This is a genomic window from Pseudomonas sp. GXZC (assembly GCF_026967615.1).
GTDB classification, from domain to species: domain Bacteria; phylum Pseudomonadota; class Gammaproteobacteria; order Pseudomonadales; family Pseudomonadaceae; genus Aquipseudomonas; species Aquipseudomonas azotoformans_A.
In genome coordinates this window covers 6,725,490-6,747,087 of record NZ_CP114115.1, presented here as the reverse complement: position 1 = coordinate 6,747,087, position 21,598 = coordinate 6,725,490, and the positions used below count along the sequence as shown (strand labels likewise).

The 21,598-nt window shown below is 59.5% G+C and carries 19 protein-coding genes and 1 pseudogene; 12 read left to right on the top strand and 8 right to left on the bottom strand.

Annotation, left to right across the window (positions count from 1 at the left end; genetic code table 11):
• Nucleotides 1–444 precede the first annotated feature (444 nt).
• The 4 genes from OZ428_RS31975 (at nucleotide 445) to OZ428_RS31960 (ending at nucleotide 4,988) form a co-directional block, all read left to right on the top strand.
• Complete coding sequence (locus OZ428_RS31975; protein ID WP_269134242.1) at nucleotides 445–1,095, top strand: DUF1120 domain-containing protein; 651 nt, start codon at nucleotides 445–447, stop codon at nucleotides 1,093–1,095.
• Nucleotides 1,096–1,233: 138 nt separating this feature from the next.
• Complete coding sequence (locus OZ428_RS31970) at nucleotides 1,234–1,926, top strand: fimbria/pilus chaperone family protein (RefSeq protein WP_269134241.1); 693 nt, start codon at nucleotides 1,234–1,236, stop codon at nucleotides 1,924–1,926.
• Nucleotides 1,927–1,933: 7 nt separating this feature from the next.
• Entirely contained in the window at nucleotides 1,934–4,450 is a 2,517-nt protein-coding gene (locus OZ428_RS31965) for a fimbria/pilus outer membrane usher protein (RefSeq protein WP_269132274.1), read from the top strand.
• Entirely contained in the window at nucleotides 4,440–4,988 is a 549-nt protein-coding gene (locus OZ428_RS31960; protein ID WP_269132273.1) for a hypothetical protein, read from the top strand. The genes OZ428_RS31965 and OZ428_RS31960 overlap by 11 nt, the downstream gene beginning before the upstream one ends.
• On the opposite strand, the gene OZ428_RS31955 is transcribed toward OZ428_RS31960, so the two are convergent.
• Genes OZ428_RS31955 through OZ428_RS31940 form a run of 4 tightly spaced genes read right to left on the bottom strand, consistent with a single transcriptional unit; the run spans nucleotide 4,969 to nucleotide 7,811 of the window.
• A complete protein-coding gene (locus tag OZ428_RS31955) occupies nucleotides 4,969–5,706 on the bottom strand; it encodes an amino acid ABC transporter ATP-binding protein (protein ID WP_033897526.1) in 738 nt (245 codons plus the stop codon). The genes OZ428_RS31960 and OZ428_RS31955 overlap by 20 nt on opposite strands.
• Nucleotides 5,693–6,343 (bottom strand): amino acid ABC transporter permease, encoded by a 651-nt coding sequence (locus OZ428_RS31950; protein WP_269132272.1) that lies wholly within the window; start codon nucleotides 6,341–6,343, stop codon nucleotides 5,693–5,695. The genes OZ428_RS31955 and OZ428_RS31950 overlap by 14 nt, the downstream gene beginning before the upstream one ends.
• Nucleotides 6,340–7,008, bottom strand: coding sequence for an amino acid ABC transporter permease (locus tag OZ428_RS31945; RefSeq protein WP_269132271.1), 669 nt, complete (start codon nucleotides 7,006–7,008; stop codon nucleotides 6,340–6,342). The genes OZ428_RS31950 and OZ428_RS31945 overlap by 4 nt, the downstream gene beginning before the upstream one ends.
• Before the next feature lie 17 nt (nucleotides 7,009–7,025).
• Nucleotides 7,026–7,811 (bottom strand): transporter substrate-binding domain-containing protein, encoded by a 786-nt coding sequence (locus OZ428_RS31940; RefSeq protein ID WP_269132270.1) that lies wholly within the window; start codon nucleotides 7,809–7,811, stop codon nucleotides 7,026–7,028.
• Nucleotides 7,812–8,066: 255 nt separating this feature from the next.
• Between OZ428_RS31940 and OZ428_RS31935 the strand changes: the two genes are divergently transcribed.
• Both OZ428_RS31935 and trxA read left to right on the top strand, forming a co-directional pair.
• On the top strand, nucleotides 8,067–8,762 hold the full coding sequence (locus OZ428_RS31935) for a FadR/GntR family transcriptional regulator (protein WP_269132269.1): 696 nt from the start codon (nucleotides 8,067–8,069) through the stop codon (nucleotides 8,760–8,762).
• Nucleotides 8,763–8,883: 121 nt separating this feature from the next.
• A complete protein-coding gene (gene trxA / locus OZ428_RS31930) occupies nucleotides 8,884–9,213 on the top strand; it encodes a thioredoxin TrxA (protein ID WP_015886460.1) in 330 nt (109 codons plus the stop codon).
• Nucleotides 9,214–9,304: 91 nt separating this feature from the next.
• Here trxA and OZ428_RS31925 read toward each other — a convergent pair.
• Nucleotides 9,305–9,447 (bottom strand): annotated as a pseudogene (locus tag OZ428_RS31925) (IS5/IS1182 family transposase); the annotation flags it as partial.
• A 1,246-nt stretch (nucleotides 9,448–10,693) separates the two neighbouring features.
• Between OZ428_RS31925 and rho the strand changes: the two are divergent.
• From rho to OZ428_RS31910, 3 genes are all read left to right on the top strand, one after another.
• Nucleotides 10,694–11,953 (top strand): transcription termination factor Rho, encoded by a 1,260-nt coding sequence (gene rho / locus OZ428_RS31920; RefSeq protein WP_016973082.1) that lies wholly within the window; start codon nucleotides 10,694–10,696, stop codon nucleotides 11,951–11,953.
• Between the two features lie 157 nt (nucleotides 11,954–12,110).
• Nucleotides 12,111–13,577 (top strand): 4-hydroxy-3-polyprenylbenzoate decarboxylase, encoded by a 1,467-nt coding sequence (ubiD, locus tag OZ428_RS31915; RefSeq protein ID WP_003176824.1) that lies wholly within the window; start codon nucleotides 12,111–12,113, stop codon nucleotides 13,575–13,577.
• A complete protein-coding gene (locus OZ428_RS31910) occupies nucleotides 13,577–14,545 on the top strand; it encodes a CDP-6-deoxy-delta-3,4-glucoseen reductase (protein ID WP_033897532.1) in 969 nt (322 codons plus the stop codon). Before ubiD ends, OZ428_RS31910 begins: the two co-directional genes overlap by 1 nt.
• Here the strand turns inward: OZ428_RS31910 and OZ428_RS31905 are convergent.
• Nucleotides 14,542–15,024 carry a sn-glycerol-3-phosphate transporter gene (locus tag OZ428_RS31905; protein ID WP_133075526.1) on the bottom strand — a complete coding sequence of 161 codons (483 nt, stop codon included), beginning with the start codon at nucleotides 15,022–15,024 and terminating at the stop codon, nucleotides 14,542–14,544. The two genes, OZ428_RS31910 and OZ428_RS31905, sit on opposite strands and share 4 nt — an antisense overlap.
• 327 nt (nucleotides 15,025–15,351) lie before the next feature.
• Here OZ428_RS31905 and OZ428_RS31900 point away from each other — a divergent pair, with 327 nt between their 5' ends.
• Entirely contained in the window at nucleotides 15,352–17,739 is a 2,388-nt protein-coding gene (locus tag OZ428_RS31900) for a TonB-dependent receptor plug domain-containing protein (RefSeq protein WP_269132268.1), read from the top strand.
• 27 nt (nucleotides 17,740–17,766) lie between these two features.
• Complete coding sequence (locus OZ428_RS31895) at nucleotides 17,767–18,420, top strand: gamma-glutamylcyclotransferase (RefSeq protein WP_133075524.1); 654 nt, start codon at nucleotides 17,767–17,769, stop codon at nucleotides 18,418–18,420.
• Here the strand turns inward: OZ428_RS31895 and glpT are convergent.
• Both glpT and OZ428_RS31885 read right to left on the bottom strand, forming a co-directional pair.
• Nucleotides 18,417–19,754 carry a glycerol-3-phosphate transporter gene (glpT, locus tag OZ428_RS31890; protein WP_133075523.1) on the bottom strand — a complete coding sequence of 446 codons (1,338 nt, stop codon included), beginning with the start codon at nucleotides 19,752–19,754 and terminating at the stop codon, nucleotides 18,417–18,419. The genes OZ428_RS31895 and glpT overlap by 4 nt on opposite strands.
• Before the next feature lie 291 nt (nucleotides 19,755–20,045).
• A complete protein-coding gene (locus tag OZ428_RS31885; protein WP_068935477.1) occupies nucleotides 20,046–21,023 on the bottom strand; it encodes an NADPH:quinone oxidoreductase family protein in 978 nt (325 codons plus the stop codon).
• 150 nt (nucleotides 21,024–21,173) lie between these two features.
• On the opposite strand from OZ428_RS31885, the gene OZ428_RS31880 reads away from it, so the two are divergent.
• Nucleotides 21,174–21,581, top strand: coding sequence for a flagellar basal body-associated protein FliL (locus tag OZ428_RS31880; protein WP_016978962.1), 408 nt, complete (start codon nucleotides 21,174–21,176; stop codon nucleotides 21,579–21,581).
• Nucleotides 21,582–21,598: the final 17 nt, after the last annotated feature.

The following is a 21,598-nucleotide window of genomic DNA, read 5'->3' as shown; positions in this document are numbered from 1 at the left end:
GGTAAGGGGGTCTCGGTCGATAACCCAGCCATCGTGCCACGATCGACCTTTGGTGCCAACGCGTACGGCTTCGGTAATTTTTCTGCGGGTGTCTGTGAGGGATTCTTGTGGGAACTGTAGGGCGGTTTTCTAAGTTTAAAGAGAATGGGGTTTTATCTTTGTAGGAGTTATTAACGACTTGCGGAAGTTGTGACGTTTATGACTTTGCCTACACGGTGGAGGTTGTTGGCTTATCGGGTTTGAGTTTTAACCTACTCGGCACTTAAGTTTGGCCCACTTTTTATTTTTACGCCTCCCACATTTATTGGCGTGTTCTCTGATTCATTAATGAGGTGCCGAAGCCACAGACTGTCATTCGGCAATTTCGCCGTGGTGTTATTTATTTATGGTCGGACGTTTCGGCTGTCGTAAATGCACCTACTCATTACAGATGACAGGTTGAATATGAAAAAAATGCTTGGTGTGACAGTGGGTGCTCTTTGCTTGGCCGCAAGTATTGGGGCCCAAGCAGCCGATGTTGCTGAACTGATTGTACGAGGGACTATCAAACCGGTGGCTTGCAACCTTAGCCTCGCCGGTAGCGGCATCGTCGATTACCAGACAATTCCCGCCTCAAGCTTGTCTCCGACGAACTTCACTCCTCTTGCAGCGAAAACGGTGGGCTTGAACATCAGTTGTGGCCAATCGCCGGCGCAGTTTCGAGTGGCGCTAACCGACCTGAAAACCGCCAGCAAGGTGACAGGCATCCTCGGTGGCGGGTTCAGCGAGGCGCAGAACTACGGCCTGGGCCTCGCCAACGGCAAGCGTACCGGTGGGTACTCCGTTACGCTCAAAAACCTGCAATCGTCCAGCGGCGCCCTGAGCCCTATCATGCGTAGCAGTCAGGGGGCGTCCTGGCAGAACAGTGACGGTGTAGTCGCCCAATCGCCTGTCCAGTATTCGTGGCGAAGCGGTACCACTGCGGTACCTGCATCCATCACCAGTCTTACGGGCACCCTTGAAGTAAAAGCCGTTATCAACCGCACGCAGGACTTGGACCTGACCCGTGATGTGACGCTGGATGGTCGCACCAGTCTGTCAGTGGATTACATCTAAGTACGTCATTAATAGCCGACATAAAGCAACGGTGCTCGCCTGCCTTTGTTAAGTGTCGGCTGTTTTGACGTGTGCGTTTGTTGATGTTCGATTTTATGGCTGTGGGGAAAATCGGTGAATGCTCTATCAATAATCATGATGTCGTTGCTGCGCTATATAAGCTTGTGCCTTTTTTTGTGCGGTATGGCAGTAGCGGACGGAATGCAGCCCGAGACAACCGTTGTCATTTTGAATGAAGAAGAGGGTGAGGCGACGCTTAACGTCAAAAATACGGACCCTGGTCCTGCGTTGCTTCATTCGGTCATATTAAACCTACCCGAAGATCCGGAACCCTTGCTGATTGTAACGCCCCCGATTACGCGGGTCGAAGCGGGCGACACCCAACTTGTCCGCTTTATCAGTACCGCAAAGCAACCGCTCAAGACCCAGCGTCTGAAACGAGTGTCCTTTGAAGGTATCCCCGAAGCACGTGCACCCGGCGGTGCGACCATTGGTATCACTCTGCGCCAAAGCCTGCCATTGATCCTGCACCCCAAAGGCTTGCCCAAACATGATGCGCCCTGGCAGCTACTGACATGGAAGCATGAAGGGGGTCAGTTGAAGGTCCACAACAACAGCGCTTACGTCGTGCGCATGGGGATGGAAGTACAGCTGCACCCACAGGCAAGCGTGGCAACCTTGCCGCGAACCTACATCCTGCCGGGTGAGGTGCTGACGCTATCGTCGGCAAGCCCGGTGGCGGGAGTGGTGGCCGTGGAGATCAAGCCGGCCACGGTCTACGGGTTTACGGTGGACAGTTACCGCGCGCCCGTTACGGCTGATGCGGATTGACGGGCCTATGAAAAAGATCAGGCATACCCGTCGATCGGCCAATAGCGTGCCGAGCACTATTTCCCTGGTTCGCTCCAGAGTTCTATTGGGGCTTGCGACGCTGTGGAGCCTGCCAGGCACCAGCGCAGCGGTTGGGCTGGGGCAAGGTTTTGATCTGGTCGCGTTGAATTCCCTTGGGATTGATCCGCAGGTGTCTGAATACTTTCGCAGCGCAGCGCGCTTTCGCGAAGGTGTCCATGTGGTCGGACTGCGAGTCAATGGTACGCCGCTGGGGTTGGTTGACGCCCGTTTCGATTATCAGGGGCAGTTGTGCTTCACCCCTGCGTTGCTGGCAAAAGCCGGTCTGGTTACCCCGTCCAGGCTGCTGCGCGAGGGCATCACCCCTGACCAGGCCTGCCATGATTTTGTTGGCGAATATCCGGCGACCATGGTGCGGCTGCGCCCCAGTAGCGACGAGGTCACCCTGGTGGTGCCGACCCAGTCCCTGCGTGCGCCGGAGTGGGAGGGCGGGAGTTTTTCCGAGGGTGGCGCGGCGGCCATCTTCAACTACGACATATTGGGTTTCGATACCCAGTCGCGCAGTGGGTCAAGTCGCTTCGTATCGGCCTATACCGAGGCAGGATTCAACCTGGGTAATTGGATTGTACGCAGCCGCCAGTTTTATGTTTCCGACAATGGCAGGTCGCGCACCGAGCAGGTGAACGCCTATGCCCAGCGTGACATCGCGGCGTTGCAGTCGACCTTCCAGGTGGGGCAGATTTCCAGCAACAACCCTATCTTTGGCGGTGTACAACTGACGGGCTTGCAGTTCTTCCCGGATGGCCAGCAGCGCACCGGTGGGGGCGACAGCAATGTCGTGGTTGAAGGACTGGCTCAAAGCCAGTCACGCGTCGAAGTCCGTCAGTCGGGCGCATTGATCCACTCTACGCTGGTGCCGGAAGGCCCGTTCAGACTGACCGGTTTGCCCTTGCTGAACAGCACCAGCGACCTCGACGTGAGCGTGATTGACGTGCGTGGGGCAAAGCGCAGTTTCGTGGTGCCCGCTGCGTCCTTCCGGGGTGGGGTTCCGGTGGCGCCGGGGTACTACTTTTCCCTTGGCAAGGTGCGTGAAACGGCCATCGACAACCAGGATTCCCCGGTGGTCGCCATGGGCAGCGGCACCTGGGGGCTGGGTCAACGCTCGTCGCTGGGCTTCGGTTTGCTGAGTACCGACGAGTATCAGTCGGCAGGCGGCTCCCTGAGCAGTGTGTTTTTCCATCAGGTGAACGTGGGCGTGCGTCATAACCTGTCCCGTGATGCTCAAGATGAGGTGGCCGGCGCGCGTAGCACGCTGTCCTTGGGGACGCCGTTATTTGCCAACCTGGATATCAACCTGAGTGCCTCGGCACAGAGCCGCGGCTACCGGGAGGTACTGGATGCGGGCCAGGCGTCGCGGGGGTACAACCTCGATGCGCGTTTCAAGCGCCAGTACACGGCAGGTTTGAACTGGGCGGCCCCGTCCCTGGGCGGTTTCTCCCTCGGTTTCACCCGTAGCTCGCAATTTGACGGGCAATCCAGCGATCACCTTTTTGCCTCGTGGAACAACACGTTCAACGGCGTGGGTGTCGCACTGATCGCCGACGCTCAGGTAGGGGCGACCGAGCCTCGGCGCTTGGAGCCGGTTCGGGGCGGCCGCCGCGATGAGCGGCTGGACGAAGGCACGTCTGTCAGGCTGCAGGTCACGGTGCCCTTGGGGGCTGATCGGAGTGTGAGTTCTTACGTCAGTCGTCGAGGTGACCGGCTGGATGCCGGCACCGCCCTCAGCGAGCGGGTCAACGACTATGTGAATTACGAAGTCGGTGTTGATCGGGACGTGAAAGAGCGAGAGCAAAGCGTGCGCGGTCGTGTGGACGTCTTGCCGCTGTATACCCGCGTGAGCCTGGGCATAGACCGTGATCCGTCGAACACCAACTATTCCGGGCAACTGCAAGGTGGCATCGTGGCCCATGAGCACGGCGTGACCTTCTCGCCGTATGCGGTGCAGGACACTTTTGGCATCGTCTCGGTGGGTGATATCGGCGCGGCCAAGGTCTCGACGCCCCAAGGGCCGGTATGGACCGACTTCAGCGGCCAAGCGGTGATCCCCGGGCTGCAGGCCTACGGCAACAATCATCTGCAGGTGCAGACCCAGTCGTTGCCCAAGCGCGTCGACTTGAAAAACGGCACCAAGGTCCTCGCTGCCGGTCGGGGGTCGGTCAATATTCTCAATTTTGATGTGGTGAAAGTCCGTCGTCTGTTGCTTGAAGCCCAGGACGAAGAGGGTCGACCACTGCCGCAAGGTGCCGCGGTGTTCGGCGAAGGCAACAGCTTTGTAACCAGCGTAGTGGGTGAGGGCATGATTTTCCTGAGCAATATCGATGGGCCGCAAACCCTGAAGGTTTCACTGCCGGACTCCAAATCCTGCCTGCTGAAAGTCAACCCGGAGCAAGAGTCTGACGATGACAAACTCTACGACAGCGCACCGGTGGTGTGCCATGCACAATAAGCCTATGAGCCGCTGGCGAACCGGCAGCCTGTGCCTGTTGTTGCTCGCCCTGTTGGTGAACCAGGCGCACGCTGAAAACTGCCGGATGAGCTTGAGCGAGCCCCGCGTTGACTACGGGGTGATTCGCCCTTCGCAAGCATCGTCCGGCAGGGCGACAATGACGCTGGATACGCAACGTACGTTGCACTTGAGCGTGCTTTGCACGGACCCCTCGGCGATGGCATTGCGCTTCAGCGGTGTAGCCGCCGATGCGCAGGGCTTTCAGTTCGGGCGGCAGGGGCGTTTTACCTTGAACCTGAGGCAGGCCCAGGTCGACGGCCGGCCGGTGGCGTGGCAGCCCGATGACACCGCCAGCGGGCTGCTGTTACCGGGGCGTGTGTTATCGGCGAGCGCAGGCGGTGCGCCGGTGATGGGCCGTCGGCTGACGGCCCAGGTGGAAATAGCGGTTCAATTGCCGGCCGATGCCCTCTCGGTACGTCGGGAGGTGCTGCTGGAGGGGCGTGGCCAATTCGAACTGGTCAGCCCGGCTGTTCCGTAGAGCCGATAAAGTTGGCCAGCTCGGCGGTCTGCGGGTTGGCAAACAACACCTTGGGATCGCCCACCTCGTGCACCTTGCCCTGGTGCATGAACACCAGCTTGTCGCCGACTTCACGGGCGAAGCGCATTTCGTGGGTCACCATGATCAGGGTCATGCCGTCCTTGGCCAGTTGGCGCACCACGCTGAGCACTTCATTGACCAGTTCCGGGTCGAGGGCCGAGGTGATTTCATCGCACAACAGCACCTTGGGCGACATGGCCAGGGCGCGCGCAATCGCCACGCGTTGTTGCTGGCCGCCAGACAGGCGATCGGGGAAGGCGTCGAACTTTTCGCCCAGCCCGACGCGCTCCAGCATTTGCCTGGCCAATTGAGCCGCCTTGGCCTTCGGCACTTTTTGCACAACCTGCGGCGCAAGCATGACGTTCTCGCCCACCGTCAGGTGCGGGAACAGGTTGAACTGCTGGAACACCATGCCGACTTTCTGCCGCAGGCTGCGCAGGTCGGCGCGGGCGGCATCAAGGTATTCGCCATCGACTTCGATCACGCCGTCGTTGATCGACTCCAGGCCATTGAGGGTGCGCAGCAAGGTGGATTTGCCCGAACCGCTGCGGCCGATGATCGCCACCACCTGGCCTTCTTCAACGCTCAGGTCGATGCCCTTGAGTACATGGTGATCGCCGTAATACTTATGCAGGGCGGAAATTCTAAGCAGAGGCATGCAGTCTCCTTTCCAGGTAGCGCGCACTGAGGGACAAGGGGTAACAGAGCAAAAAGTAACCAAGGGCCACCAAGCCGTAGACCATGAAGGGCTCGAAGGTGGCGTTGGCGAGCATGCCGCCGGTCTTGGTCAGTTCGGTGAAACCGATGATCGAGGTCACGGCGGTGCCTTTGACCACCTGCACCGAAAACCCCACGGTGGGCGCGACGGCAATCCGCAGCGCTTGGGGCAGGATCACGTAGCGCAGTTGCTCAAGCGGATTGAGCGCCAGGCTGGCCGAGGCTTCCCATTGCCCGTGGGCGATGGAGTCGACACAGCCGCGCCAGATTTCGGCGAGGTAGGCGCTGGTGAACAAGGTCAGGGCAATCGCCGCCGCCAGCCAGGGCGAGATATCCACACCGAGCAGGGCAATGCCGAAAAACACCAGGAACAGCTGCATCAACAGCGGCGTGCCCTGGAACAGTTCGATATAGGTGCGCGCCAGGTTACGCGGGAAGGCCTTGCGGCTGATGCGCATCGTCATCACCAGCAAACCGATCACACCGCCGCCGACAAACGCCACCACTGATAGCAGCAAGGTCCACTGCAGGCCCGTAGCCAGGTTGCGCACAATGTCCCAGAACGAAAAATCACTCATCGGCTGTTCCTCATCACGAAGCGGCGGCCGATCCAATTAGGTAACTGGCGAATCATCAGCGCCATGCACAAGTACACCAACGTGGTCAGGGCATAGGTTTCGAACGCACGGAAGTTGCGCGACTGGATAAAGTTGGCGGCAAAACTCAACTCTTCGGTGGCGATCTGCGAACACACCGCCGAACCGAGCATCACGATGATGATCTGGCTGCTCAATGCCGGCCACACCTTGCCCAGCGCCGGCAGCAGCACCACATGGCGGAAGGCTTCGAAGCGTGTCATCGCCAGCGCGGCGGCGGCTTCCAGTTGTCCGCGCGGGATGGCTTGAATGCCGGCGCGGATGATTTCCGTGGAGTAGGCGCCCAGGTTGATCACCATCGCGAGCACGGCGGCTTGCCATTCGGTGATCTTCAGCCCCAGGGACGGCAGGCCGAAGAAGATGAAGAACAGTTGCACTAGGAACGGCGTGTTGCGGATCAACTCGACATACACACCGAAGATCCACGCAAACGGCTGGATCTTCCACGCCCGCACCACGGCGCCGACGGTGCCCAGGGCCACGCCGAGGATAGCGCCGATGGCCGTCAGCTCCAGGGTGAACAGCGCGCCGCGCAACAGCAGGTCGGTATTGGCCAGCACCGGCACGAAGTCAAATTGATACGCCATGAGTCAGCTCCGTCGTTTCAGAGATCGGCGGGCAGTGGCTCTTTCAGCCATTGCAGTGCGTTCTTCTCCAGGCTGCCATCGGCCTTGGCCGCGACCAGGATCTGGTTGACCTTGTCCAGCAGCGCCGGCTCGTTCTTGTTCACGCCCACGTACACCGGCGAGTCCTTGAGCTTCACTTTCAGCGCCGGCACGCGTTTGGGGTTGCGTTCGCTGATCGCCACCATCACCACGTTGCCGCTGGCGATCAGGTCGACCTGGCCCGCCAAGTAGGCGGCGATGGTCGAGTTGTTGTCTTCGAAACGCTTGATCGTGGCTTCCTTGGGCGCCACGGCGGTCAGCTCGATGTCTTCAATGGCGCCACGGGTCACGCTGATGGTCTTGCCCTTGAGGTCGTCGGTACTGCTGATGGCCGCTTCAGGCGGGCCGAACACGGCCAGGTAGAACGGTGCATAGGCCTTGGAGAAGTCGATGACCTTTTCCCGCTCGGCGTTCTTGCCCAGGCTGGAGATCACCAGGTCGACCTTGCCGGTGGTGAGGAAGGGAATGCGGTTGGTGCTGTTGACCGGGGTGAGTTCCAGCTTGACCTTGAGCTGGTCGGCCAGCAGCTTGGCGGTGTCGATGTCCAGGCCGCGGGGCTTCATGTCGGGGCCGACCGAGCCGAACGGCGGGAAGTCCTGGGGCACGGCGACCTTGAGGGTGCCACGGGCGACGATATCGTCCAGACCGTTGGCCTGGGCGGGTGCCTGGCCCAGCATCAGGCTGGCAAACAGGGCAGTAAGCAGGGCGCTGTAGCGCTTGGTCATGGCAACTCTCCGAGAAGGGCGAAGGAATTTTCTGGATTTGCTCAGTGCACAGCCCATGCCATCACCCTGAAGAACGCCTGCAAGCCAGGGATTTGTTGAGTTGCGGTGGTCTTACTGGTCTGAACAGTTGCAACGGTTTTCGCACCCTTTTTGAGCGCCGGTAAAACCTCGCGAGCCCCTTTGGGGCGTGGCTTGCCGCCGGCCGCGAATAGCTTTACAACTAGCCGCTCAGTTGTCTGGAACCTTGAGTTTTCTATGAATTCCATCGCCCAAGCCGTACCGGAAGCGGCCCTGCAGGCCATCCGCAAACTGATCAAGGAGCAAGGCTTCGGGCCGGGCGATGCCTTGCCGTCGCAACGGGATCTGGCGGTGCAGTTGGGGGTCAGCCGGGCGTCGTTGCGCGAGGCGTTGTCGTCCCTCAGCGCGTTGGGTGTGGTCAGCGTGCAGCCAGGCAAGGGCGTGTTCGTGCAGGCGGCCGAGGAGTCGCCGGGGTTTGCCTGGCCCTTCGCGGCCCAGGCCACGCCACTGGATATCTTCCAGTTGCGCTATGCGCTGGAAGGGTTCGCGGCGGGGTTGGCGGCGGTGACGCTGACCCTCGATGAGCTGGACAGCCTGCAAGACAACGTCGAGGCCATGCGCAAGGTACTCAAGGCCGGCGACTTCGAGGCGGCCGCACGGCTGGACTTCGAATTCCACCAGCGCATCCTGCTGGCCAGCGGTAATCAGGCGATGGTGAGCATCCTGAGTGCCAGTGCCGAGGTGTTTCTGGAGAGCCAGAAGCTACCGTTCATCCGGCCGGAGCGGGCGATGGAAACCTGGCAGGAGCACCGTCGTATCCTGCGCGCCCTGGCCCGGCGGGCCAGTGCAGCGGCGCAGAAAACCATGCAGGAGCACGTGCGCAACGCGGCGTTGCGCACAGGCATTGCCTTCGTGACTCCCGTCACGCCGTGAGTTGGGCTATACCCAAACTCATGCACCACCATAGCAAGACTCAATCAGAGGCGGCTTCCTGAACGGGGGAAGGGCGGCTATGATGGGCCACGTTTTTTTTGCTTACAATCCGGAGACATCCATGAGCAACGATCTTATCAAGCACGTCACCGACGCGACCTTTGAGGCCGAAGTACTCAAGGCTGCTGGCCCGGTGCTGGTTGACTACTGGGCTGAATGGTGTGGCCCTTGCAAAATGATCGCTCCAGTCCTGGACGACATTGCGACCACCTACGAAGGCAAGCTGACCATTGCCAAGCTGAACATCGACGACAACCAGGAAACCCCGGCCAAGCACGGCGTGCGTGGTATCCCGACCCTGATGCTGTTCAAGAACGGCAACGTCGAAGCGACCAAAGTAGGCGCGCTGTCGAAGTCTCAGCTGCAAGCTTTCCTCGACGCGAACATCTAAGCGTCGTCAGAGAGGCCCGTATATTCAGGCTGTAAAAAATACAGCCTGTGTTGTAAGCAAACGCCCCGTCTTGTCGGGGCGTTTGTTTTTGGATCTTATTTCTTAGGCCGCTATGGCTGCGCCTGAACGCGTGATCTTGCGGTTCCTCAAGCTCCTTTTTTCCTGTTCCAGAGAAGTTGCTCGGATTGCTCGTGCCGCAGTGGAGTCAATCATCCAAGTGTCCAGATCAATTAACTTGGTGCGTAGCCGCTGGAGCTTCACGCTATCATCTGTGCGTGGGCCCGCTACGGCGGGGTTCATAGATGATGTCTATAACCAATTCTCTGATCGCGTCGGGGCAGTTCGTACAAAACCTAGTTTAGAGGTTACATCGTGAAGCAAATAGCGAATTTCTTGGGTGGTTGAGATTTTTATTTCAAATTCGCATGGTGTGCTGTTATTTCTCACAGGTGTATATTTTCAAATCCTTAGTTATCTTTGAGTGCGTAAATAGCAGGGCGCGACCTTTCGCAAGGTTTAATAGACTGAGAGTCCGTCGTGTTTTTCCGAAACTGTATTTAGATAGGGATCAAAAAATGGCTGCCTCGAGTATGTTGCTTAGATATAACTTCTATTCCGACCCTAGGGGTTACGGATTTCAAGTCCTTACTGCTGATGAGAGCGCGGGGAGTTTCACAGGCAAGTATCAGACGCCGGGAGCTATTCCAGTGGGCATTTCCGGCTGGTTTCACTTCGAAAACTCAAGGCAAGTGACTCGGCTAAGTTTTACTGCAGGTCCCAATAAGTTCGAGCTGGAGGCTCCTTATAAAAATGGGGCGCCAAATTACGAGGTATGGAGCGGTAATCGAATAGTATCAGACGGTGGAGACTTTCCTCTTTCAGTGAAGTTCGTGGCAAGGGAGGAAGCTAAACATGTTACCGCCGGTCTTTATAACCTGCAGGGTCTTAACACTTAAAGCTGTTTGAGCGGAGCTGTCACGATGTTGGTGTCGAAGGACAAACGGCGACGTCGGATGGTGGCCTGGTGCTATTCCAATGTTGAGGAGTGTGCTCAGTGAAAACGTCGAAGCGTGAAAGCGGCTGCTCGGCTAAGTCCAGAACAGCGCCTAAATCCTGAGCGACAGGCATAACAAATCCGGAATCTAAAGTCAGATTCCGGATTTCTTGCTGCCTGAGGGTTAGTCAATAAGCCTTAAGTGAACAGCATGGCGTGCCAAGGCGGGGCTTTGCTTTGTGGTCGGCTCAGGTTGAGGCTTAAGGCAGTCGTAAAACGCGGGGCTTTTTCGTGAAACAGGGCTAGACGCTCTGAAACTCAGGTGGTACATTCGGCCCCGCACTGGTTTCTCCACTGCCCCCTGCATGCCGTCGCCGACGCACTCCTTTTCGATTAGTACGCGATCCTGTCGCCTTCTCCGCGGCGCGGCCTCATTAAGCCAAAAGCTTAATTTCCCCCCTCCATAAATGATTACGTCATTCCTATATGAATCTGACTGAACTCAAGCAAAAGCCGATTACCGACCTGCTCCAGCTGGCCGAAGAAATGGGCATAGAAAATATGGCCCGTTCGCGCAAGCAGGACGTGATTTTCTCCCTGCTGAAAAAGCACGCGAAAAGCGGCGAGGAAATCTCCGGTGATGGCGTGCTGGAGATTCTCCAGGACGGCTTCGGCTTCCTCCGCTCTGCTGACGCCTCCTATCTTGCCGGCCCAGACGATATCTACGTCTCGCCGAGCCAGATCCGTCGCTTCAACTTGCGCACCGGTGACACCATCGTTGGCAAGATCCGCCCTCCGAAGGAAGGCGAGCGTTATTTCGCCCTGCTCAAGGTCGACACGATCAACTTCGATCGTCCCGAGAACGCGAAAAACAAGATTCTCTTCGAGAACCTGACGCCGCTGTTCCCGACCGTGCGCATGAAGATGGAAGCCGGTAACGGTTCCACCGAAGACTTGACCGGTCGTGTGATCGACCTGTGCGCCCCGATCGGCAAAGGCCAGCGTGGCCTGATCGTCGCACCGCCGAAAGCCGGTAAGACCATCATGCTGCAGAACATTGCAGCGAACATCGCGCGTAACAATCCTGAAGTTCACCTGATCGTGCTGTTGATCGATGAGCGTCCGGAAGAAGTGACCGAAATGCAGCGCACCGTGCGCGGCGAAGTGGTTGCCTCCACGTTCGATGAGCCGCCAACCCGCCACGTGCAGGTTGCCGAAATGGTGATCGAGAAGGCCAAGCGCCTGGTCGAACACAAAAAGGACGTGGTGATCCTGCTCGACTCCATCACCCGTCTGGCCCGTGCCTACAACACCGTGATCCCGAGCTCCGGCAAGGTATTGACCGGTGGTGTCGATGCCCACGCCCTGGAGAAACCGAAGCGTTTCTTCGGTGCTGCGCGGAACATCGAAGAAGGCGGCTCGCTGACCATTATCGCCACCGCACTGGTTGAAACCGGTTCGAAGATGGACGAAGTGATCTACGAAGAGTTCAAGGGTACCGGCAACATGGAACTGCCCCTGGACCGTCGCATCGCGGAAAAACGCGTGTTCCCGGCGATCAACATCAACCGTTCCGGCACCCGCCGTGAAGAGTTGCTGACCGCCGACGACGAACTGCAGCGCATGTGGATCCTGCGCAAGCTGCTGCACCCGATGGACGAAGTCGCTGCCATCGAGTTCCTGGTCGACAAGCTGAAAACCACCAAGACCAACGACGAGTTCTTCTTGTCGATGAAGCGTAAGTAATACGACGCTTCAGGTCCGAAAGAATGGCGCCCTCAGGGGCGCCATTTTTTTTGTGCCGGTTTTTTAAGCATTCTCTGTACCCAAATGCACCGCGATAAGCTGCCAGCGGCCGCCATAGCAGGTAGGATGTACGCCTATTTTACGGGTGGCATGGTTAATGAAATTCAAGGATCTTCGGGATTTCGTGCAGCAACTTGAGCAGCGCGGAGAGTTGAAACGTATCCAGATGCCGATTTCCCCGGTGCTGGAAATGACTGAGATTTGCGACCGTACCCTGCGCAACAAGGGCCCGGCGCTGCTGTTCGAGAACCCGACCGGCTTTGATATCCCGGTGCTTGGCAACCTGTTCGGTACGCCCGAGCGCGTGGCCTTTGGCATGGGCGCCGAGTCAGTCAGCGAATTGCGCGAGATCGGCAAGTTGCTGGCCTTCCTCAAGGAACCCGAGCCGCCCAAGGGGCTGAAGGATGCCTGGTCGAAGCTGCCGATCTTCCGCAAGATCATTGCCATGGCCCCCAAAGTGGTCAAGGACGCGGTGTGCCAAGAGGTCGTCATCGAAGGCGACGATGTCGACTTGGCCATGCTGCCGGTGCAAACCTGCTGGCCAGGCGATGTCGGCCCGCTGATCACCTGGGGCCTGACCGTCACCAAGGGCCCGAACAAAGACCGCCAGAACCTCGGTATCTACCGCCAGCAAGTGATCGGCCGTAACAAGGTGATCATGCGTTGGCTGAGCCACCGTGGCGGCGCGTTGGACTTCCGCGAGTGGTGCGAAAAACACCCCGGCAAGCCGTTCCCGGTTTCCGTGGCCCTGGGCGCCGACCCGGCCACCATCCTCGGTGCCGTGACCCCGGTGCCCGACAGCCTGTCCGAATACGCCTTCGCCGGCCTGTTGCGCGGTAATCGCACCGAACTGGTGAAGTGCCGTGGCAACGACCTGCAAGTGCCGGCCACGGCTGAAATCATCCTCGAAGGCGTGATTCATCCGGGTGAAATGGCCGATGAAGGCCCTTACGGCGACCACACCGGCTACTACAACGAAGTCGATAGCTTCCCGGTGTTCACCGTCGAGCGCATCACCCATCGCATCAAGCCGATTTATCACAGTACCTACACCGGCCGTCCACCGGATGAGCCGGCCATTCTGGGCGTGGCGCTCAACGAAGTGTTTGTGCCGATCCTGCAGAAGCAATTCCCGGAGATCACTGACTTCTACCTGCCGCCGGAAGGTTGCTCGTACCGCATGGCCATCGTGACCATGAAGAAGTCGTACCCAGGCCATGCCAAGCGGGTAATGCTCGGTGTGTGGTCGTTTTTGCGACAGTTCATGTACACCAAGTTCGTTATTGTCACCGACGACGACATCAATGCCCGGGACTGGAACGACGTGATCTGGGCCATCACCACGCGCATGGACCCCAAGCGCGACACCGTGATGATCGACAACACGCCGATCGACTACCTCGACTTCGCCTCGCCGGTTTCAGGCCTGGGTTCAAAGATGGGCCTGGACGCCACTCACAAATGGCCGGGTGAAACCACCCGCGAGTGGGGCCGGGTGATCGTCAAGGATGAAGCCGTCACCGCCCGTGTCGATGCGATCTGGAAAGAATTGGGAATAGATTGATGCGTGTAACCCTGCAACCTTCTGGCGCCGTGCTGGAGCTGGTCCCCGGCGAGCGAATCCTCGAAGGCGCGCGCCGCTTGGGCTACGAATGCCCCCAGGCCTGTCGCAACGGCGTGTGCCATGTGTGCGCCGCGCTGTTGGTGGAAGGCCGGGTTCAGCAGGCCGGTGAAGTGCGTGATCACGGCGAGTTCTACACCTGTATCGCCGAGCCGCTGGAAGATTGCATTGTGTTGTGGGATGGCGTGCTGGCGCCGGGAGAGTTGCCGTTGCGCAAGTTGTCGTGCCAATTGAGTGAATGCGTCGAGGTGGGTGGCGATGTGTGGCGCGTGCGCCTGCGTGCGCCGGCTGGCAAGGCGGTCCGTTACCACGCCGGGCAATACTTGATGATCGAACGTGAGAACGGCGAGAAGTCAGCGTTTTCCCTGGCCTCCGCGCCCCACGCCGGGCGCGAGCTGGAGCTGCATGTGCTGGCCCGCGAGGACAGCGCGCGCACCTTGCTTGAGCAGCTGCAACGCAACCAGATGGCGCGCGTCGAGCTGCCTTTTGGTGATACCCACCTGGCCGAGCTGCCGGATGGGCCGCTGGTGTTGATCGCCGCCGGCACCGGCATGGCGCAGATGCACAGCCTGATCGAACACTGCCGCGCTTCCGGCTTCAAACACCCGGTGCACCTGTACTGGGGCGTGCGCCGTCCGGAAGATTTCTACGAGATTGAGCATTGGGACCAGTGGCTGCAACTGCCCAACCTGTTCCTGCACAAAGTCGTCAGCGACCTGTGCGGCTGGGAAGGGCGCTGCGGGCTGTTGCATGAAGCGGTGTGCGAAGACATCACCGACCTCAAGGCTGTGCACGTCTACGCCAGCGGTTCACCGGCCATGATCTACGGCACGCTGGATGCGCTGGTCGAAGCTGGCATGGATGCGCACCAGATGCGTGCCGATGTGTTTGCCTACGCGCCACGCCCCTAAAAGCGTACGCCAGTGGTGACCATCGCCGCATTGAACCCCAGCAACACCACCTCCGCCGCCACCGGCCCGTAATGGGTGCCCACGGACGGAATGATCACCGGCGCCACGCCGAATCGGTTCAACGGGATCTTGTCGCGGTACTTGCCGCGATAACCCTGGATCGCCCCGCCTGTCAGCTTCAAATACACCGGATAGTCGGCCATGTCGTAGCGCTTGCCCGCATACGCGTAGTACGAACGCTGCCGAAACGAGTTGCGAAACGTCGCCCCGCCATACACAAAACCTGAGGCTTCATTGCGCTCCAGGCCGATCAGGTCCTGGTTGTTATTGTGCTCGGGGTCGGGCGCGAAGTGCCGGGTGTAGACGCTGGTCTGCGCGTACCAGAAGCCCTTGTCGTCTTCAGTGGCCGGCGCTTCGCCCGCCAACGCGGTGGTGGCCTGGGCTAGGAACAGCAGGCCAGGCAATCGGAATTTTTTCATGGGTGCGACCTCGGTAGTCGGTTTGATGGGCGGCTAGGTGGGTCGTGATCTGTGTCCTATTTTGACGGCTTGGCACGTTTTCAGGCTGAACCGGGGCTGAAAGTAGCGGGATTGGCCCCTGCAATCCTGACGAATGGGCCGTTTTGCTTATGCATTCGCTTATGCTTTAAAGGTATTTAATTTGTTACATAAATATCCTTAAGCTATATCGCAACGGACTACCGACTCAATCACAACCACCAATAACTGACCGCCACCGCCCGCCAGCCGGATCGATCGTATGAACTCAGAGCACGACGTTCTGGTTTTTGATTCAAGGGGAGCGGTATGGGGAGCTACAAGCAACACGCGCTGTACTCGGCGATTTTGTCGGCCAATTTGCTGACCGCCGTGGGTTTCAATCCAGTCTTCGCGGCCGAAACGTCCGCCACCGATGCACCCAAGCTCGACACCGTGATCGTCACCGGCACCCGCGCCCAAGAGCGCACGGCCAGTGCGTCGCTGTCGCCGATCGATGTGATTTCCGGCGACACCTTGCGCAGCACCGATTCCGATGAGCTGGGGGCGGTGTTGGCGCGGCTGATTCCATCAATCAACTTCCCGCGCCCAAGCCTGGTGGACGGCGCCGAACTGGTGCGCCCTGCGCAGTTGCGCGGGCTGTCGCCGGATCAGGTGCTGGTGCTGGTCAATGGCAAGCGCCGCCACACCAGTGCTTTCGTCAACTTGGGTGGGGCGGTGGGCCGCGGCTCGGCGCCGGCGGATTTGAATGCGATTCCGCTGTCGGCGGTCGACCATATCGAAGTGCTGCGCGACGGCGCCTCCGCGCGCTACGGCTCGGACGCGATTGCCGGGGTGATCAACGTGATCCTCAAGCACGCCGACCATGGCGGCTCGATCTCCTCCAAGTTCGGCGAGTACAAGAAGGGTGACGGCATCCAGCGCAATCTGAGTGGCAACACCGGCGTGGCATTGGGTGATAACGGCTTTATCAACCTCTCGGCCGAAGGCGCCGACAACGATTACACCAACCGCGCCGGCAAGGATTTCCGCTCAGCCAGCGTAGGCTCCACGACCTACGGCCAGCAGGTGTTTCGCCAGGGCGAGCCGGCCACTAATGAAGGCAAATTCCAGTTCAACTCGGAATATTCCTTCAACGATGCAGCCGAGTTCTACACCTTCGGCGGCTACAGCAAGCGTCGCGGCGAGACCGCGGCGTTCTACCGGGCGAGCAACGCCTCCAACAATATTCCGGCGCTCAATCCCAATGGCTACCTGCCGCTGATCAAGGGCAACCTGGAAGACACGTCGTTGGTGGTGGGCCTGCGCGGGCTGCTGGCCTATGACTGGCATTACGACCTGTCGGCCAACTACGGCAAGAACCAGTACGAGTTGAGCACCGAAACCATCAACACGTCCCTGGGCCTGGCCACGCCACGCAAGTTCGACAACGGCACCCTGAGCAACGACCAGAAGCAAGTCAGCCTGGACCTGTCCCGTGAATTCGACGTGGGCTTCCTGCCGTATCCGGTCTCCGTGGCCTTTGGTGGCGAATACCTGCGCCAGGGTTATGAGATTGAAGCAGGTGAGCCAGCGTCCTACTACCAGACCGGCAGTTCGGGCCTCGGCGGTTTCCGTGATGCCGACGCCGGCAGCAGTTCGCGCCACAACTGGGCGCAGTACCTGGACCTGGAAACCAACTTCACCGAAAAACTCAGCGCCTCGGCTGCCGTACGGCATGAGGATTACAGTGACTTCGGTTCCAACGTCAGCGGCTCGTTGTCGGCCCGCTACGACTTCACTCCACAAGTGGCCCTGCGCGGCAGCATTTCCAACGGTTTCCGCGCGCCGTCCCTGGCTCAGCAGAACTTTGCGTTCACCTCATCGCAGTTGATCGGCAGCGACATCCGCGAGGCCGGTACTTTCCCGGCCTCCAGCCAGGTCGCGCGCCTGCTGGGCGCGGAGGACCTGAAGGCCGAGAAGTCGCGTAACTACAGCCTTGGCCTGGTACTGGAGCCCGCCGATGACCTGACCGTGACGGTGGACGTATACCGCATCGATATTCGTGACCGTATCAGCCTGTCGTCGAACCTCAACCTGGACCCGGCCACCCAGGCTTATCTGCGCGCCAATGGCGTGGGCAACATCAACTACACCACCGCCCGCTACTTCACCAACGCCACCGACACCAGCACCGACGGCGTCGATCTGGTGGCCAACTACCGCTACCAGTTCGATAACGGCATCCGCTGGAACAGCACCGTGGGCTACAACTACAACCACACCAAGGTCACGGATGTGAAGCCCAACCCGGCCATCCTCGACAGCCTGGGTGCCAATCTGGTGCGGGTGGATCGTCGCGAGAAAAGCGGTTTGCTGGGCGATACCACGCCTGAACACAAGTTGAGCCTGGGTAACGACTTCACCTTCGGCAATTGGGCGCTGCACAGCAACCTGGTGCGCTATGGTGAATTCACCAGCTACCAGGCCGACAAGGTCAACGACCAGACCTTCAAGGCGGCTTGGGTGTTGGATTTGTCGGCGGACTACAAGCTGAAGAACTGGACCTTCACCCTCGGCGGCGACAACGTCACCGATAAATACCCGGAAAAGGTCAATGCCTTCGCCAGCAGTGGCGGCAACCTCGCCTACACCACTTTTTCGCCGTACGGTTACAGCGGCGCGTTTTATTACGGTAAAGTTGCTTACAACTGGTAACACACAGGAGGCGTCCCGCTATTCGCCATGACCGCCATTGAAACCGATCTTCTGCAATTGGCTTACCCTCCGCGGCTCGATCTTGGGCCGCAACTCACTCACGAACAATTGATGAGCTCGATGCAGGCCACCATGGCCCGGCATAAGGGTGGGCCGGTCTGGCTGTTTGCGTATGGTTCGCTGATCTGGCGCCCTGAGTGCTCGTCCACCGAGCGCATGCGGGCACGGGTCCACGGTTATCACCGGGGCCTGTACCTGTGGTCCCACGAGCACCGGGGCACACCGGAAATTCCAGGGTTGGTCTTTGGGCTGGATCGCGGCGGTTCCTGCAGCGGGTTTGCCTACCGTTTGCCGGAAGATCAGCTGGAGGCCTCGCTCTATGCCTTGTGGCAGCGCGAGATGCCTTATCCCTCCTACCGGCCGCATTGGCTCAGTTGCCGTCTCGAAGATGGCAGCACGGTGCAGGCGTTGGGATTTGTCTTGGAGCGGCACTTGCCCAGCTACGCCGGTAACCTGCCCGACATCGTGCTGAACCACGTGTTGCAGAGCGCTTGCGGGCGTTACGGCACCACTCGCGATTATGTCGAGCAGACCGTCAACGCCCTGCGTAGCCACGCCATGCCAGATAAGAACCTGGAGGCGCGGCTCAAGCGTTGTGCAAAGGGTTGCTCAGGCGTTTAACGCGCCGAGCTGACGCTGTTGGTGTGCCACAGCGTTGGGATCAGGAAGGCGATGGCCAAGATACATGCGCCAATCAGCAGCACGAAACCACCGTCCCAGCCGAAATGGTCCACGGTGTAGCCCATGGCCGCACTCGCAGCCACCGAACCACCCAGGTAACCGAACAAACCGGTGAAACCCGCAGCGGTGCCGGCGGCTTTCTTCGGTGCCAGTTCCAGCGCCTGCAGGCCGATCAGCATCACCGGGCCGTAGATCAGGAAGCCGATGGAGAACAGCGCGATCATGTCGATCATCGGGTTGCCCGGCGGGTTGAGCCAGTACACCAGGGTCGCCACGGTCACCAATGCCATGAACACAATGCCGGTCAGGCCACGGTTGCCACGGAAGATCTTGTCCGACATCCAGCCGCACAGCAGCGTGCCCGGAATACCGGCCCACTCATAGAAGAAGTACGCCCACGAGGATTTATCCACGGTGAAGTGCTTGGCTTCTTTCAAGTAGGTCGGTGCCCAGTCCAGCACACCGTAGCGCAGCAGGTAGACGAACACGTTGGCGAAAGCGATGTACCACAGCATTTTGTTGCGCAGCACGTACTTGACGAAGATTTCCTTGGCGCTGAATTCGTCTTCGTGGCTGGCGTCGTAGCCTTCCGGGTAGTCGTTCTTGTACTGCTCGATAGGCGGCAGGCCCACCGATTGCGGGGTGTCGCGCATGGTGATGAAGGCAAAGGCCGCCACCAGCAAGGCCACGGTGGCCGGTACGTAGAAGGCTGCATGCCAGTCGTTGAACCAGGCCATACCCAGCAGGAACAGCGGGCCGATCAGGCCGCCGCCGACGTTATGCGCCACGTTCCACACGGACACCACGCCGCCGCGTTCTTTCTGCGACCACCAGTGCACCATGGTGCGTCCACTCGGCGGCCAGCCCATGCCTTGGGCCCAGCCGTTGATGAACAGCAAAATGAACATCATGGTCACGCTGGACGTCGCCCAAGGTGCGAAACCGAAAATGAACATCACACCCGCTGAAACCAGCAGGCCGAAGGGCAGGAAGTAGCGCGGGTTGGAGCGGTCGGACACCAGGCCCATAAGGAACTTGGACAGGCCGTAGGCAATCGCGATGGCCGACATCGCCAGGCCCAGTTCGCCACGGGTGTAACCCTCGTCGATCAAGTAGGGCATGGCCAGGGAGAAGTTTTTGCGCAGCAGGTAGTAACCGGCGTAACCGAAGAAAATACCGGCGAAGATCTGCCAGCGCAGGCGTCGGTAGGTACTGTCTATTTTTTCTTCAGGCAGGGGCGCCTGGTGGGCGGCAGGACGAAAGAAAGCAAACATTCAAGAGCTCCAAATTTCTTGTTTTGACTGCGGATGCGAATGTTACAGTTTCGTTACCGAAAATAGCATCGCCTCTTATCTGCAAACACAGGAAATGAGAGCAATTGCATGTTCTCTTACGAACATGTCGCGAATAGATAAGTGGTGGTCGTTTTGAGTTCTCGAGAGTGTTGGAGATCAAATGTGGGAGCTGGCTTGCCTGCGATAGCGGCCTATCAGCGACAGATGTGTTAGCTGACCCACCGCTATCGCAGGCAAGCCAGCTCCCACAGGGATTGCATTCCAGGTCTGTTAGCGGGTTTGGACTACAACCTTGCCCACAGCCCGGCGCTGCCCCAGGTCATTGATCGCCTGGGCGGCCTGCTCCAGCGGGTACACCTGCGACACCAGCGGCTTGAGCTTGCCTTCACCATACCAACTGAACAACTGCTGGAAATTCGCCGCATTGTCCTGCGGCTGGCGCTGGGCAAACGAACCCCAGAATACCCCGACCACCGCCGCACCCTTGAGCAGCGCCAGGTTCACCGGCAGCTCCGGGATGCGCCCGCTGGCAAAACCCACCACCAGCAGGCGGCCGTTCCAGGCGATGGCGCGGATGGCCTGGTCAAACAGATCGCCACCCACCGGGTCGTAAATCACGTCGGCGCCGTTGCCGTCGGTGAGACGCTTGATCTCGTCTTTCAGGCTGGCTTCGCTGTAGTTGATCAGCTCATCGGCGCCGGCGGCCTTGGCCACGGCGAGTTTGTCGGCGCTGCTGGCGGCGGCGATCACCCGCGCGCCCATGGCCTTGCCGATTTCCACGGCGGCCAGGCCCACGCCACCTGAGGCGCCGAGCACCAGCAGGGTTTCGCCGGGTTGCAGGTTGGCGCGTTGTTTCAGCGCGTGCATGGACGTGCCGTAGGTCATGCTGAAGGCGGCGGCGGTGTTGAAGTCCATGCTCGGCGGAATCGGCAGCACGTTGTAGCCGGGCACCGCGACCTGCTCGGCAAAGCTGCCCCAGCCGGTCAGTGCCATCACCCGGTCACCGACTTTGAGGTGGCTGACCTTTTCCCCGACTTCACTGACCACGCCCGCTGCCTCGCCACCCGGCGAAAACGGGAAGGGCGGCTTGAACTGGTACTTGCCCTCGATGATCAGCGTGTCCGGGAAGTTGACCCCGGCGGCATGCACGTCCAGCAGGATTTCGTTCTTCTTGATCGCCGGGCTGGCGATCTCTTCCAGCACCAGGGTTTCGGCAGGGCCGAAGGCTTTGCACAGCACAGCTTTCATCGGACTATTCCTTTTGGCGTCGTGGCCGATAAGTGTAGGAGGGTACGCCCGTGGGTCAACGAGCATGCCCCGGCCTGATAAGCCGCCATAAGCTTGTGCTCTGCCTTGCTAGCGTTATGCTACCCGGCAACCGAATGTGAGGAATGAACTGTGAAAGCGTGGATCCTGTTGATGCTGGCCCTGACGTTGCCCATGGCAGCCCAGGCCGAAGAAGCCAAAGAAGGCGAGGCGCCGAAGGTCAGCTATATCAGCCTGAGCCCGCCGTTCGTTGGCAACTACGGCCTGGATGGCACGGCGAAACTCAAGGTGTTCAAGGCCGACATCGCCCTGCGCGTGACCGGCCCCGAAGCGGCTGCTGCCGTCAAAGCCAACGACGCGTTGATCCGTAATCAGTTGGTGGCGCTGTTCACCCAGCAGACCAACGAGGCCATGAGTACCGTTGAAGGCAAGGAAAAACTGCGTCAGGAGGCCCTGAAGCAAACCCAGCAAGTGATGAATGACGAGACCGGCAAGCCGGTGGTGGAAGACCTGTTGTTTAACAACCTGATCATCCAGTAGTCGCTTTAGGGTACGGT